The organism is Halobacillus halophilus (genome assembly GCF_020171985.1).
GTDB classification, from domain to species: domain Bacteria; phylum Bacillota; class Bacilli; order Bacillales; family Halobacillaceae; genus Halobacillus; species Halobacillus halophilus_A.
In genome coordinates, this window is sequence record NZ_JAIVAL010000003.1 from 281,197 (window position 1) to 295,366 (window position 14,170).

Annotated in this window: 13 protein-coding genes; all 13 read right to left on the bottom strand. The window is 29.9% G+C overall.

The genetic code is table 11. The features are described from left to right. Nucleotides 1-42 precede the first annotated feature (42 nt). Nucleotides 43-1,089, bottom strand: a complete 1,047-nt coding sequence (gene rfbB / locus LCM11_RS08295; RefSeq protein WP_224893778.1) for a dTDP-glucose 4,6-dehydratase — start codon at nucleotides 1,087-1,089, stop codon at nucleotides 43-45. Beyond that, nucleotides 1,089-1,982 carry a glucose-1-phosphate thymidylyltransferase RfbA gene (gene rfbA / locus LCM11_RS08300; RefSeq protein ID WP_224893779.1) on the bottom strand — a complete coding sequence of 298 codons (894 nt, stop codon included), beginning with the start codon at nucleotides 1,980-1,982 and terminating at the stop codon, nucleotides 1,089-1,091. The genes rfbB and rfbA overlap by 1 nt, the downstream gene beginning before the upstream one ends. A gap of 80 nt (nucleotides 1,983-2,062) precedes the next feature. Next, nucleotides 2,063-3,337 carry a lipopolysaccharide biosynthesis protein gene (locus LCM11_RS08305; RefSeq protein ID WP_224893780.1) on the bottom strand — a complete coding sequence of 425 codons (1,275 nt, stop codon included), beginning with the start codon at nucleotides 3,335-3,337 and terminating at the stop codon, nucleotides 2,063-2,065. A gap of 33 nt (nucleotides 3,338-3,370) precedes the next feature. Continuing rightward, nucleotides 3,371-4,504: a dTDP-4-amino-4,6-dideoxygalactose transaminase gene (rffA, locus tag LCM11_RS08310; protein ID WP_224893781.1), complete on the bottom strand. Its 1,134-nt coding sequence runs from the start codon at nucleotides 4,502-4,504 to the stop codon at nucleotides 3,371-3,373. 4 nt (nucleotides 4,505-4,508) lie between these two features. Further along, the gene (locus LCM11_RS08315; protein WP_224893834.1) at nucleotides 4,509-5,387 is read right to left on the bottom strand and encodes a formyltransferase family protein; all 879 of its coding nucleotides are present in this window, start codon (nucleotides 5,385-5,387) and stop codon (nucleotides 4,509-4,511) included. A gap of 41 nt (nucleotides 5,388-5,428) precedes the next feature. Continuing rightward, on the bottom strand, nucleotides 5,429-6,706 hold the full coding sequence (locus LCM11_RS08320) for a glycosyltransferase (protein WP_224893782.1): 1,278 nt from the start codon (nucleotides 6,704-6,706) through the stop codon (nucleotides 5,429-5,431). Nucleotides 6,707-6,745: 39 nt separating this feature from the next. Then, the gene (locus LCM11_RS08325; RefSeq protein ID WP_224893783.1) at nucleotides 6,746-7,660 is read right to left on the bottom strand and encodes an ATP-grasp fold amidoligase family protein; all 915 of its coding nucleotides are present in this window, start codon (nucleotides 7,658-7,660) and stop codon (nucleotides 6,746-6,748) included. A 77-nt stretch (nucleotides 7,661-7,737) separates the two neighbouring features. Beyond that, entirely contained in the window at nucleotides 7,738-8,826 is a 1,089-nt protein-coding gene (locus LCM11_RS08330; protein ID WP_224893784.1) for a glycosyltransferase, read from the bottom strand. A gap of 102 nt (nucleotides 8,827-8,928) precedes the next feature. Continuing rightward, the gene (locus tag LCM11_RS08335; protein WP_224893785.1) at nucleotides 8,929-10,056 is read right to left on the bottom strand and encodes an EpsG family protein; all 1,128 of its coding nucleotides are present in this window, start codon (nucleotides 10,054-10,056) and stop codon (nucleotides 8,929-8,931) included. Between the two features lie 23 nt (nucleotides 10,057-10,079). Further along, nucleotides 10,080-11,255: a glycosyltransferase family 4 protein gene (locus tag LCM11_RS08340; RefSeq protein WP_224893786.1), complete on the bottom strand. Its 1,176-nt coding sequence runs from the start codon at nucleotides 11,253-11,255 to the stop codon at nucleotides 10,080-10,082. 12 nt (nucleotides 11,256-11,267) lie between these two features. Next, a complete protein-coding gene (locus LCM11_RS08345; protein ID WP_224893787.1) occupies nucleotides 11,268-12,164 on the bottom strand; it encodes an ATP-grasp fold amidoligase family protein in 897 nt (298 codons plus the stop codon). A 17-nt stretch (nucleotides 12,165-12,181) separates the two neighbouring features. Beyond that, nucleotides 12,182-13,270: a glycosyltransferase family 4 protein gene (locus LCM11_RS08350; protein WP_224893788.1), complete on the bottom strand. Its 1,089-nt coding sequence runs from the start codon at nucleotides 13,268-13,270 to the stop codon at nucleotides 12,182-12,184. 8 nt (nucleotides 13,271-13,278) lie between these two features. Next, nucleotides 13,279-14,166, bottom strand: coding sequence for an NAD-dependent epimerase/dehydratase family protein (locus LCM11_RS08355; RefSeq protein ID WP_224893789.1), 888 nt, complete (start codon nucleotides 14,164-14,166; stop codon nucleotides 13,279-13,281). Nucleotides 14,167-14,170 lie beyond the last annotated feature (4 nt).

Consider the following 14,170-nt stretch of genomic DNA (forward strand, 5'->3'; position numbering starts at 1 on the left):
CTCTCTCAATTTTAACCCGGCTTCACTACTCTTGATTTTTAACTAACAGTTATACATGTGGTCATAGTAATTAATGTAGTCACCTGATGTTATATCTTCCATCCACTCTTCATTTTCTAAGTACCATTTAATGGTTTTTTGAATTCCTTCTTCAAAAGAGTATTCAGGAGACCAACCTAACTCACTCATAATTTTAGTATTGTCAATCGCATATCTTCGATCATGGCCAAGCCGATCTTGAACATGTTTAATTAAACTCTCACTTTTATCTAACTTATTCAATATTAACCTTACAATTTCTATATTCTTTTTTTCGTTGTTTCCACCAATATTATAAATCTCCCCATTTTTCCCATAACGAAGCACGCAGTCAATTGCCCTACAGTGATCTTTAACATGTAACCAGTCACGAACCTGGCATCCATCTCCATAAACTGGTAGTGACTTCTCTTTTAAAGCATTATTAATCATTAAAGGAATTAATTTTTCTGGAAACTGTAGGGGCCCATAATTATTCGAGCAACGTGTTATATTAATTGGTAAACCATAAGTTTCATGGTATGCACGTACTATCATGTCTGAAGCAGCTTTGGAAGCAGAGTAAGGGCTATTTGGAGCCAAACCTGTTTCCTCGGTAAAATAACCTGTTTCTCCTAACGTCCCATAAACCTCATCAGTAGAAATTTGAATAAACTTAACTTCATCTTTAAATTTAATATCATATTTATTTTCTGACTCGCTCTTCCAATAATTCAATGCAGCATCTAATAAAGCTTGCGTACCAATTACATTTGTGTTTAAAAAAATTTCCGGGTCTGAAATACTTCTATCTACATGAGATTCTGCTGCAAAGTTTATAACTACTTGAATGTCGTATTTTTGAAAAACATTTTCAAGTAAAATGCGGTCCTCTATACTTCCTTTAATAAAAAAATATCTATCATTATTTTGAACATCTTGTAAGTTTTTTAAGTTCCCAGCGTATGTCAAAGAATCAATATTAATTATATTATGGTCGAAATTTTTGAGCATGTGTTTTACGAAATTTGATCCGATGAAGCCCGCTCCACCGGTTACTAAAATATTCATTAGGATTGTTTCACCTCATTTAAATAAGTTGAATCAGAAAGCTCTTTCAAATACCTTCCATATGCTGTCTTAATTAAAGGTTCAGCTAATTTACTTAGTTGTATATTATTGATATAACCTTTACGAAAAGCAATTTCTTCAATACATGCAATATATAAACCCTGTCGTTTTTGAATGGCTTCTACAAAGTTAGACGCTTCTAACAAAGACTCATGTGTGCCTGTATCTAACCATGCTATCCCACGTCCAGTTAATTCAACATTTAGTTCTCCTCTTTCGAGGTATTCATTTATAATTGAAGTAATTTCTTTTTCTCCTCTTTGTGACGGTTTTACTTTTTTAGCTATTTCTATTACATCATTATCAAAAAAATATAAACCTGGTACAGCAAAGGAAGATTTGGGGTTGCTGGGTTTTTCTTCAATTGATAAGGCTTTAGAATTATTGTCAACTTCTACAACTCCATAAGCTCGAGGATCTTTTACATAACAACCAAATATTGTTCCTCCACTTTTCATCTTTGCTACTTCCATAATTCGATTACCAAAATTAGAGCCATAAAAAATATTATCACCTAATACTAAAGCTACACTTGAATCACCAATAAATTCCTCTCCTAAAATAAAGGCTTCAGCAAGCCCGTTTGGCTTTTCTTGAACAGCATATGTAAACTCTACACCTATATCACTTCCATCTCCTAGCAGTTCCTTAAAAACGCTTATATCTCTAGGTGTGGATATTATTAATATTTCTCTTATTCCAGCTAACATTAATACTGATAACGGATAATATATCATAGGTTTATCGTACACTGGTAAAATTTGTTTAGAAACTGCTTTTGTTATGGGGTGGAGACGGGTCCCAGATCCGCCAGCTAATATAATACCTTTCATTTTTAACCTCCTAGTAAATATTAATTAAAAACTTAATTAAATGTCCATAATATTAACTTTTTTTAAGCTTTGATGTTCAATCACTCTTCCTTTGTCAATATTATCTGCACTATAATAAAAAGAGTTATATAGCTTATTGTATTGATAATAGAGTATAGAAGTATAGTTTCGAATGCAGAAAAGCTCTTTATATTAGCTATTAAAAAAACGAGTATAATAAAAACTAATCGAAAAGCATTCATTATTAAACCAATGTTTTGCCTTTCCAATATCTCTAAAATACGTCCCATAGGTAAGATTATAAAATGAGCATATGCTATCACTGATAGCAACCGCGCATATACCCCTGCTTCATACCAATTTTCACCAAAAACTAAACTGAACAACATAGGACCAAATAAAAAAAATATTATTAATGGGACTAAACCAATTAAAGCTAATTTTTTGGTTAATTTTAAAGATAATATTTTAATTTTCTTCGGATTGCTTTTCCCAATACTAGCAGCCTCAGAGTAAAAAACTTGAGAAACAGACATAGCAATCAGAGTAATAGGTAAATTTACAATTGAGTTAGCCAATCCATAATGACCTGACACTGTAGTTCCAAATAAAGCAGCTAAAACTAAAATCGGTGCTTGATTTCCAATTGTATAAACATAGTTACTAGGTGCTGAATATAAAGGAAATCTAACATACCTCTTTAATAACGTTTTCATTTCATATAATGAAAATGATTCTTTTAAATGATTTCTATTTTTTATTAATGGTAAAGAAAGTCGATACACTCCTCCACTTTGACCAATAACATGGGCAAAAATTAAACCAGCAGGCCCAAAACCTAATAATCCAAAAGAAATTTTACTAAAGTTAGATATCAAACTCCTAGTTATTTTAGTTCTTGTGACAGTTGTAAAATCTTTGATTCGCAAAGAAAAGTGCAAAATAATATTATATCCTCCCAGACACAAGACACCTAAAGGGATTAAATACAAATAGTTGGCTAATTCTTCGCTATTCAACAACTCTATGATTGCGTTGCCCCATATTAATAATATTAGTGACAGCATTAATAAAAATGAAGTTAATACTATGAAAGAAGCAAATATTAGATTATAGGCAGCTTTATTATCTTGTGCTAAAGGAATTGCTTTTTGATAATCTAAAGATGCCCCTATACTTAATAACATAAGAGTTGAAATATAAACAGTAAGTACACCGTATTCTTCAGGTGTATAAATCCTTGTAATGATAGGCGATAAAACTATAGACAGGATCTGCGCAAAAGCTGTTCCACTTGTAACTAACGCTATATTTCTTACAAACTTATTTTCAAAGAGCTTTTTAAACTTATTCAAATTCATTCTCCTAAACAAAACGGGAACTTATTACTAATTTTTATAAAAACTTTTTATAAGACTTACAACTTTTTCAATATCCTTCTTTTTAATCTCAAAAAATATAGGCAGTCTCAATAAGCGTTCGCTCTCACTAGTAGTATAAATATCATCACCTATAAATTCTCCGTACTTTTCGCCAGCTACAGAAGAATGAAGTGGGATATAGTGAAATGCTGTTTTTACATTATATTCATTTAAATAATTTATTAACCTCGACCTCTGTTCTATATCAATACATTTAATATAGAACATATGTGCATTGTGATTACAATCTTTGGGTATAGTAGGTAATTGAATAAATCCTTTATCCTCTAAATGTTTTAAACTACTATAGTACATGTTCCAAGTACTTAACCTATCACCATTGATTTTTTGAGCACTCTTCAGTTGAGGTAATAAATAGGCAGCATTAATTTCACTCGGTAAATAGGAACTGCCAATATCTACCCATGTATATTTATCAACTTGACCTCGTATAAATTTACTACGATTTGTACCTTTCTCTCGAATAATTTCTGCACGTTCTAAAAGCTTCTCATTTCGTATAAGCAGCGCTCCCCCTTCGCCCATAGAATAATTTTTTGTATCATGAAAGCTAAAACAACCTAAATCACCAATTGTACCTAGTGGTTTACCTTTATAGGTAGACATAACACCTTGAGCGGCATCTTCAATAACGTACAGATTATATTTGCTAGCTATATTCATAATCACGTCCATTTCGCAAGCAACGCCTGCGTAATGAACCGGAACAATAGCTTTTGTATTTGGGGTAATAGCATTCTCTATAAGATTTTCATCTATATTTAAGGTATCAGGTCGAATATCTACAAAAACTATCTTTGCTCCTCTAAGAGCAAAAGCATTGACTGTTGATACAAAAGTATAAGAGGGTGCTATAACTTCATCACCTGGTTTTATATTTATTAGAAGTGCAGCCATTTCAAGTGCATGTGTACAGGAAGTGGTTAAAAGGGATTTCGGAATTTTAAAATTATCTTCAAACCACTTCTGACACTTTTGAGTAATTGGGCCATCGCCACTAAGTTTCTTATTAGATTTAATTGCCTCTTGTATATAGTCAATCTCATTTCCTAACACAGGTGGTTGATTGAATGGTATCAATTTGTTATACTCCTTTAAATCTACTTTTGAATTTTTTTAATGGGAAGATACTTTTTTTCTTAGAGTCAACCGCTTTTGTTACTTTTAGCAGACCACTTCCACATACTACAATCGGAAAACCTTGTTCTATAAATACAACTTTGCCTACATCTCTATTTTCGATTATTCTATCTTGATAGATTTCTACTTCTTCTATTTTTATTAAATCTCCATTTAAATAAGACTTTGCGCCTTGAAAAGGAAAAGACAAAGCATCTACTGTCCTTTTTAATTTACATGCATCGTTTTCCCAATTAATAAAATAGTCTTCCTCATCCCTCCATAAACTGTACGTTGCCTCATTATGGTTTTGAGGAACGCTTCTTATATTGCCTTTATCTAATAATACTTTATAGATCGATATTACAACTTCTGAATATAAAATAGATATATTATTTATCGCTTCTTCAATTTTTAAAGGATATGTAATTGGCAAAGCTCTTTGCATTACTATATTTCCCTCATCATAATTCTCGGAAGCGTATAAAGCAGTTACACCAAGCTCTTTTTCCCCATTTATGAGCATATTTACAAGCGGAGAGAAACCTCTATATTTTGGTAGTAACGAATCATGAATAACGATTAGTTTGTTAGTATCTTTTATCATCCACTTCCAACCTATAGCAATCTTATATCCATTACATTGTGGTTTAGCTTGTTTTCTATCATAAACCATAATATTATAACTCTCACAAAGACTTCTAATATCTTCAAAATAATCTTCCACCACATTTTCATCTCGGGAAGTAACTACAAATTTTATTTTAGCGGAGTCAAATGTTTTTAAGAAATCCCTAAGAACTATGTAACCTTTTCTATTCATCACATAAAATGATAATTCCATTTTCAATAAATCCCACTTTCTATTAATGCAAAATAATCATATCACTTAAAAAAATTATAAATTTTATAAATTAAACGATAAAAGATATTTCTTCTAAAAAAAGGAAAATCCCCTCCATTAAAGGATGACTCTTCTAATTTTTTCAAGAATATATTCATTTGATCTTCAAATGAATAATGTTTATTAACAAAATTTAAGCTTTTCACAGAATAATCTTGTAAAATTTCAGGTCTATTAAATACCTCACCTAAAACACTATACAGCTCTTTTCTCTGTATTAGTTCGCTTCCAGCGATTTTATAGTAATACCCGTCTCCTGCGTCCCCTTCTTTAGTGTCAAAAATCCAATTACTGTTTTTTTTATGATTTGAATCGTTTGTAAACGAATCTATAACTATTGAAGGGAGTCCGACTTGTGCCATCTTTTTTACTGTTAACCCCATACCTATACCTACATCATATTCTTTAAACATTACAGGTAACTTTTCAGGACTAACTTTTCCTATAAATTCTACCCTAATACCATTCTTCTCTATATTTTCGCTAATATATTGTTTATCATAATCACTTCCAAAACCTATAATTCCATACTTAACATCATATTCAGGAAAGGAATTAGAAAGCGAACTTAAAACTCTTGAAATTTCAATTATAGCTTCATTTTTAAAGTAATCAAACCTACCACACCATACAACCTTAATTTCCTTAACATTTTCATTTATTAATCTCTTAGGCGATGTCTGAACTGGCTGTATTGGTAATGTATTGATTTTGTTAGGGTTTAGAGGAACTGAGTAATACCAACTATTAAAAACAGGCACTGCTCTTGCACCAAAAAAATGTGCATTTTTCTCTTCAAATAATACTAATAGTTTTTGTTGGTAATAAAATTTCTTTCCATGACTTATTTTTTTTACAAACTTTTTTTTGGATTTTAATTTAGATTGTCTTGCCCAGTTTTCTGGGTGAGCCCATAAATTAATGTGCTTAAAGTTATTTTTATTAAAGATAGCTAAAGAATATTGTAATTTATTATAATATGGTGAAATAACATAATATTGTTTACTAAGATTTAATTGGGATAGGACTGATTCTCTTTCCTTTTTTATCAAATTAGATGAAATAAATTCAATATTTCTTTGAATTCTCTTTTTTACAAACTTAATATTATCGAATTTGGATAGCTCTTTTTCATATATGCTATTTTCATTAACAACAAAATACACGTTATGTTCAACTGATAATGCTTTTGCCATTTCTATAAACATTATCTCGATTCCACCAATGTTGTTATTAGAATCATTAAAAATTATATCCAAGATATCACCCCAAACAACTATAACTTTATATAAGTCAGGTTAACTATTACTTTTAGGTAATTCCAACCAATTACCCATAATTTCTTCAGAGGAAGGAGGATTAAATCTTCCTACACCTGCTTCATGGAAAAAAGTCAACTCTCCAAAGTAAATCTCATTATTATTTAATACGTAAAAATCCACTCTTACATGAGGAAAGTCTCTAGATAATGTTTTACTTAATTCGATCATTAATTCTAAGTTATATGGTCTTTCTATATATTGACTTTCATCTCGAGGATATACTATTTCTATATCCGTCAAATTCCAGTTCAAGTCATAGATATTTCTCTTGTGATTACTATACCTATCGAAATCCACCTGGATAAGCTTTGGTTCACCATTAAAGCAGAAAAACTTATAATCTTTAAGTTGATTGGAATCAACTTCTTCCAAGTATTTTTCACAAATTATTCTAGGTTTTATGTCTTTATATACCCACTCTCGATTGAACCAATAATAATTCTTATTCATCCACTTTCTCATTCTTTTGAAAGACTTTTTCCAGTTTATTTCATCTTTATTCTTGCAAATTAAGTTAAAACCAGATCCATGTGTACCTTTGAGTACAAAAGATTTTGGTAATTTATTTATCTCGATTTGATCTACTGAATCATATACAGCATATAATTCATTTAAGTATTGTTTACCAATTTTTTCTTCAACAAATTTTCTAACTTCATACTTATCAGCACACTGAGTGGCTAATGAGTTGTACCAGTTTAATTTTAACCATTGCAATTTATCATTGAACTTTATAGGGTTATCAAGATCTAAATCTCTATTTAGCCTTTTCTTGAATTGTTTTTTTAGTAAACGTTGATCTGAATTAAAATTTTTAAAATACAGATATTTTAAATCTTTATAAAAATCAACAATTTGATCATTATTTTTCAATTTTTGCTTGATTGACATAATTTAATACCCACCACCTATAAATTTAATTTAATAAAAATACTCCCTAATTATCTCTTTTGATAATTAAGTTATTATCAGTCAATGGTATCCATGAATGATTTCTCATAGCTATTCACCATATTAACAACATCAAATTTATACATATAATTTTTATTGTTGCTAATCATTCTTTCTCTGGTGTTTTCGTTTTTGAGTAGGACTTTAATTTTTTTTGCTATATCTTCTTTCTGTATATTTGCTTTAAATCCGTTTACGTTGTGAGAAATGATGTTATCGGGATTGTCGGTTGTTATAATTGGAATTTCGCAAGCCAGAGCTTCTAATAAGGCATTACTTAAACCTTCATATACAGAAGCCAAAACGAATATATCAGAATTAAATAAATATTTATAAGGGTTGCTATGGTAACCTAACATGATTACTTGATTTTCCAAATTTAAATCTTTTATTTTACTATTGATTTTTTCTTTATCTTCACCTTCTCCAATTATTATTAATGTAGCATGGGTTTCTTCCAAGACTAATTTAAATGCTTCTATTAACATTAAGTGATTTTTTTGACTGGTCAATCTCCCTACAGAGATAATTTTAGGGGTAGCGAGTTCTTTAAAGGAACTTTCCACTTCTTCAGCTCTCTTAAATAAGATGTCATTAATATCAATAGAATTATATATTACTTCAATTAATTGATTTGGAACCCTTAAATTAGTTACTAATCTATTTTTCATAGTATGAGTTAATACAATACATTTATCTGCTTTCGGGTAGAAAATTTTAGCTAAAAATAACTTCGTTTTATTAGTAGATAAATCATTTATTTCTACAGCCTGTCTAATAATTATTTTGGGTTTTCTTTTACTCAATATTTTGGCTAATATACCTATAATATTTATAGAGGTATCAATACTAAATAGTATATCTGGTCTCTCTTGATTAATATACCTAACTAAAGGAAATAAAGAAAAATGTACCCTTTTTGCTTTTAAATCTATTATTTTTATCTCATTTGGGACTTCTGTCAAATAAACTCCTCTATTATTTACTAGAGCTAAGCTGATCTCAAATTTATCTAAATCGATCTTTTTTAATAGATTAATAAGAAACTTTTGAACACCCCCGCCTCCCAAAGAATATAAAAATATTACTACCTTGATTTTTTTCATTAGTTCACCAACTTCTTAAGTTAATCTTAAAATTAAACTTATAAAAACTTAGCATGATCATTTTCCCTTGATTTGCAGAAATTTGATTTCACAACTGAATATTCACCAATAAAATTTATAAGGAACAAAATTATGATCGCTAGGCGTATTTAAAAAGTAAATATAAACTGTAGCAGCTCCAAATATAAGCATTAAAGTTACTATTGATCTAATGTATTTACTCCTAATACCTGATATTGAAGCGGGAAGTAAAACTATGATAAATAGATAAAAATAATTCACTATCCTCATCGCATTAGTAGAAACACTTGCAAACAACATTAAAAGAATTCCAATGAATGTTAATGTGTAATACATTTCAATGCTCTTAGTATTAGTAATATATTCACTTTTTTGAATAGGTTTTTGATTTAGGTTCCTATCATTTTTTTTCTTCAGTCTTTTTTCATTTCCCTCTATTATTTGTTGATGGTACAACATAGCTATTGCAAATAAAGTTAAATTGAAAAAAAACCACGTGTAGGCATTAGTATGAGTAACATTATAGGTTTGATAAAAATTACTAATTATGAAAGCAGTTATTTGATTTTTTAGAAATGCTATTGGTATGGTAAGTATTACTATTAGAGAAACAGTAGGTATAGTTAATTTAATTCTAGCTAGAAAATATGCAAATGCGAAAATTAACGCACTAAAATGAAATGTGGAGGCTAGTAAAACTATTAATAAAAAAGGAATAAATTTTCTATCCCTTATATATTGAAATGAAAGCAAAATAATTCCATATGCAATGTTTTGCCTTAATGTGTTAAATGAAGCAGCATAGAATCCAAATGTAATATATAAATATAAACTTAAATAAACATTGGTAGAGTTTTTGTATAAGAAAACCGACACAGGTACCAAGATTAACGCAGAAACTAATGTAAGAAATATTTGGTCATTTATACCAATCTGTGCTAGTAAGTTGTTTAAAAACTTATAACCTATCTCAAACCTATGAGATATAAAAGCTTCCATGTCAAAATATTGTATATGGTTAAAGTATTTCAGATAACTTCTTGTATCTGCACCAACACTCTCATTTCTTAAACCTTGTAAAAGAATTAGTTGTAAGGTGGCTATAATTAAAAAAGTCATTTTTCCCTTTTTTGTATCTAATAGATTTAACACAAATAGAACTAATACTACAAAGCTCAATAATATTACATTTATTATATAAATTAACATTTTAATACCTTCCGCCTAAATTTTTATTTTGAGTTTTTAAATTCATTAAAAAATTCTTTTCTTCGAGTTTCTATAATCTCTTTTTCATATTTTTTTGCTTCATAAAAATTAATTTTTGCTTGTTCCTTTAAGTTATTTTTACTTTTATAAGATAATAAGATATCTATTATTTCTTTTATATTATTTTTTTTATTACTAAAGACATAATCAGCATCTAATAATTCAGGTATACCCGCAGTTTTTGCACCTAAGGCTGGTAGCCCTCTGCTCATTGCCTCAATTAAGGCTCTTGGCAACCCTTCTTGTTTACTTGGCTGAGCATATAAGTCAATGGTTTCCAACCATTGAAATACTTGGGAATGAGGTAAAGGTCCTAAAAATTTGACTTGTTCCTTTACGTTGTATTTCTTAGCTTGAGACATTAAGTAAGAAGGGTCCCCTGCTCCAACAAGTTGATATTCAAAACTTGTAATGCCTTCTTCCTTGAGTTTTCCTAATGCTTTTATTATGTACTGTTGGCCTTTGTACCTTACGTCTACAGCTGCTGTAGTTCCAATAATGATTTTATCTTGCATGTTTAACCTGCTGATTTTGTTCTTTCTTCTTTCCAAAGTATCTTCACTGAATTCTGTTAAAGCAACGTTGGAACAGTTAACACTCTTGCCTTTAGTTGGATACCTTTTTTGCAAAAATTTATTAGTCACATATACAACATAGTTGGAGTTTTTGACTCGCTTTTTTGTTGCAAAATATGTATAAGGAGCTATTAATTTACCTTTATAACTATGATTCCAAAATGCATCCCAGGGACAAGCAACTACCTCAGTTAAATAAGGTTTGTTATATTTTCTAGCATAATCAATAGCAAGGAATCCTGACATACTTGGTAACCTAGCAACAACATAATCTGACTCTAATACTGCTTTTTTAATAACCTTTCTAGCTACTTTTCTCTTAAATAAAATACCTTTAATACTGCTGATGTTAGGCATCTCAATAACTTCAAAAGGTGAAACTGTTATTTGAGATAAATTATTTGTATTCTCAATTTTCCTAATTTTATCTAATCTTATTAAAACTGAAAGTTCATCCCCAATTGAATAATACCTTTTAAACATCTCGTCATTATGTGCTATCCCATAATAATTACCTTTATTATCTGTCCTAATTGGGCCATCATGGCAAAATAACACCTTCATAATGTGTCTCCTCTATTGTACAATTTTATTAATGGAAAATAAGTTACCTAGAATATAATCAAACTCATCTGGTTCAAATATTTGATATCCAGATGTATCATAAAATGTTAATTCCCCAAAGTAAATTTTCCCATTAATATTATATAAGTCTACTCTCACATGCGGAAAATCAGAAGATAATGCTTCCGCTATCTTACACATATTTTTATAGTTCTTTGGTTTTTCTATTTTATCGGTTATTTTCACAACTTCACTTCTGCAATAAGGAAGCTGCTCAAACTCCATATTAAATATACCGTTCTCTGGATTTCCAGACGATGTATTTGTTGCTACTTTAATATATGAACATTTTCCATTAAAGCAATAGAATTTATAATCAATTAGATCATTATTCTTGTCCTTGTCTAATAATTTTTCACAAATAATTTTTGGATTAATATTATAGTAAGCCCATTCTCTTCCAGCTTTTGCAGTTCTTTTAGTTAGCCAGGTATTTAAGACCTTTCTTGTATTTTCAATATTAAGTGTAGATTTGTCTTCACAAATGATATTCGTATGGCTTCCATTATTAGTTTTTAAGATAAACTTACTTGGCAGTTTGTTGAAGTCTATATCATTAGCATCATCATAAACACCATATAATGGAATTAAAATTTCTTCTAAGTTTTTCGAAGTGACATATTCTCTAACTTCATATTTATCTGCACATTGAGCCATTAAAGGGTCACGATAATACAATTTATACCATTGAATCTTTTCATTAAATCTTTTTGGATTACTTAAATTTAACTTTCTTCCGGTTTTTATCCAATATTGTAAATAAATCATTGTCTTATCAGGGATAAACTCTGTTAAGCCTAACAGTCTCATTCTAAGTTGCTCACTTTGAAAAACTTTTTTATAGTTCACTAATGATCACCTTCTATTTATTCGATCAATTTCATATACTTGTCAATTACATATGCTCTATCAAACTCATTCTCAACTATTTCTCTTCCAGCTAGCCCCATTAACTTTTTATCATCAAAGCTTAATTCCATTAGTTTTCTAACTTTATCTGTAAGGCTTTCGGCATTTCCTGTCTCAAATAAGTAACCGTTCTTTCCATCACTAATCACATCTTTGGAGCCATTAATGTTTGATGCTATACAAATTCTGCTGATAGCCGCAGATTCTAGGAGCACATTTGGGATTCCTTCTCCACCATGAGAAGGTAAGATTGTACAATGACATTTCTGTAACCATGACTGAATGTTTTTTTGGAACCCTATATAATTAATAATCCCCTTGGAGTGATAGTGTTCTATGATACTTTTATAATCAGTTTCTTCTATAAAACCTGCCACATAGAAGTTGGTATGTGGATATTCTTCCTTTATTTTTTTCGCACATTCTAAATACTCATCTATCCCTTTAAGCTCCATTATCCTTCCAATGAATATAAAATTAACAGTTTCGTCAGTTGGTAATTCATGTACTTTATATTGATTTAAATTAACACCTGATCCAGGGAGCATTGCATAATTATCCCCGATCATTTTATTCTCAACAAAAAAGTCTCTATCTCCACTATTCTGAAAAAAAACCTTGTAGGACCTCTTAAGAGATATTTTATACAATATCTTAGCTATTTTACTTAAAGTATTATCATTTATGAATGTTGCTCCCGTTCCTGTTACATTACTAACTTGCTTATTTTTAGTAAAATTAGATACTATGGAACCATAAATATTGGGTTTAATAGTGTATGAATATATAATATCTGGTTCTACTTTTTTTATTATTTTATAGTAATTCAGTATGAGCTTAAAATCACTAATTGGATTTATCCCTCGTCTATCAAGGGGTGTCTCTATAATTTCACACCCCATATCACTAAAGTATTTATTATCATCGGATTTTGGCATTGATATATATACTTCGTTTCCAGCAGATATTAGATTACTCACGAGTTCTTTCCTGAAATTATAAAGCGTAATGAAATGATTTGATAGTATCAGTATTCGTTTATCCACTTTTTCACCTACCGTTTATTGAGATATTCCTTTACTTCTCTTGTTATACCTACTCTAAATGGTTCGGGGCTATAATTAAAATCTAGTTTTGCATCCTTATGTGGAAAGCTACGATCTTCGCTCATTCGCTGAACACGCTCCACATAATCCACCTTCCCAAAAGAGATTATTTTTAAAATTTTTGCGAATAGTACACCAAAACTTAAAGGAACGCTAATAAAGGTTGTTTTCTTATTTAATCCTTCACTTATTAGCTTAAAAGCTTCTAACATGGTGATAGGACTTTCCCCTGATAAAATATATTCAGATTTAACTATTTCCCTTGGCAACTTAAGAACTTGGTAGTAAGCTTTACCGAGATCTCTTGCATTTACTGGTTGAATTAGCCCTTGCCCATTGTTGATGACAGGGAAATATCTAAATTTATCTACCATTTTTATAAATTTGCTCATATTTCGGTCACATATATCACCATATATCATCGTCGGTCTTAAAATTGTCATTTTAATCTGATGTGATGAAAGTATTCTTTGTATCTTTTCTTCAATAACTAAATACTCTTCTGAAGCACTTCTGAATTTGGAATATATACCTGTAGTATGCACACAAAGTGCTCTAGAAACATTATTTTTGATAGCAGCTTTTAAAATTCTTAGTGTATATCTAATATTCACTATATGGACTATAGTGTCTACATCCTTCATACACCTATCCAAAAACTCCTCATCCTCTAATTCGCCAACCATCTTTTCAATGTTTAGTCCACTCTTGTCTAAAAGGGAAGTATCAGAGCTTTCTCTGACAATGCAACGGACATGTCCTCTATAATCATTGTTAATCAGTTCTTGTAAAAAATATTTTCCCGTGTGACCAGTTATTCCAGTGACTAAAAGCATATCT

Excerpts from the sequence above, each read along its gene's own strand:
- rfbA (WP_224893779.1), bottom strand. The coding sequence starts at position 1,982 with ATGAAAGGTATTATATTAGCTGGCGGATCTGGGACCCGTCTCCACCCC.
- LCM11_RS08325 (WP_224893783.1), bottom strand. The coding sequence starts at position 7,660 with ATGTCAATCAAGCAAAAATTGAAAAATAATGATCAAATTGTTGATTTT.
- LCM11_RS08335 (WP_224893785.1), bottom strand. The coding sequence starts at position 10,056 with ATGTTAATTTATATAATAAATGTAATATTATTGAGCTTTGTAGTATTA.
- rfbB (WP_224893778.1), bottom strand. The coding sequence starts at position 1,089 with ATGAATATTTTAGTAACCGGTGGAGCGGGCTTCATCGGATCAAATTTC.
- LCM11_RS08340 (WP_224893786.1), bottom strand. The coding sequence starts at position 11,255 with ATGAAGGTGTTATTTTGCCATGATGGCCCAATTAGGACAGATAATAAA.
- LCM11_RS08330 (WP_224893784.1), bottom strand. The coding sequence starts at position 8,826 with ATGAAAAAAATCAAGGTAGTAATATTTTTATATTCTTTGGGAGGCGGG.
- LCM11_RS08355 (WP_224893789.1), bottom strand. The coding sequence starts at position 14,166 with ATGCTTTTAGTCACTGGAATAACTGGTCACACGGGAAAATATTTTTTA.
- LCM11_RS08315 (WP_224893834.1), bottom strand. The coding sequence starts at position 5,387 with ATGGAATTATCATTTTATGTGATGAATAGAAAAGGTTACATAGTTCTT.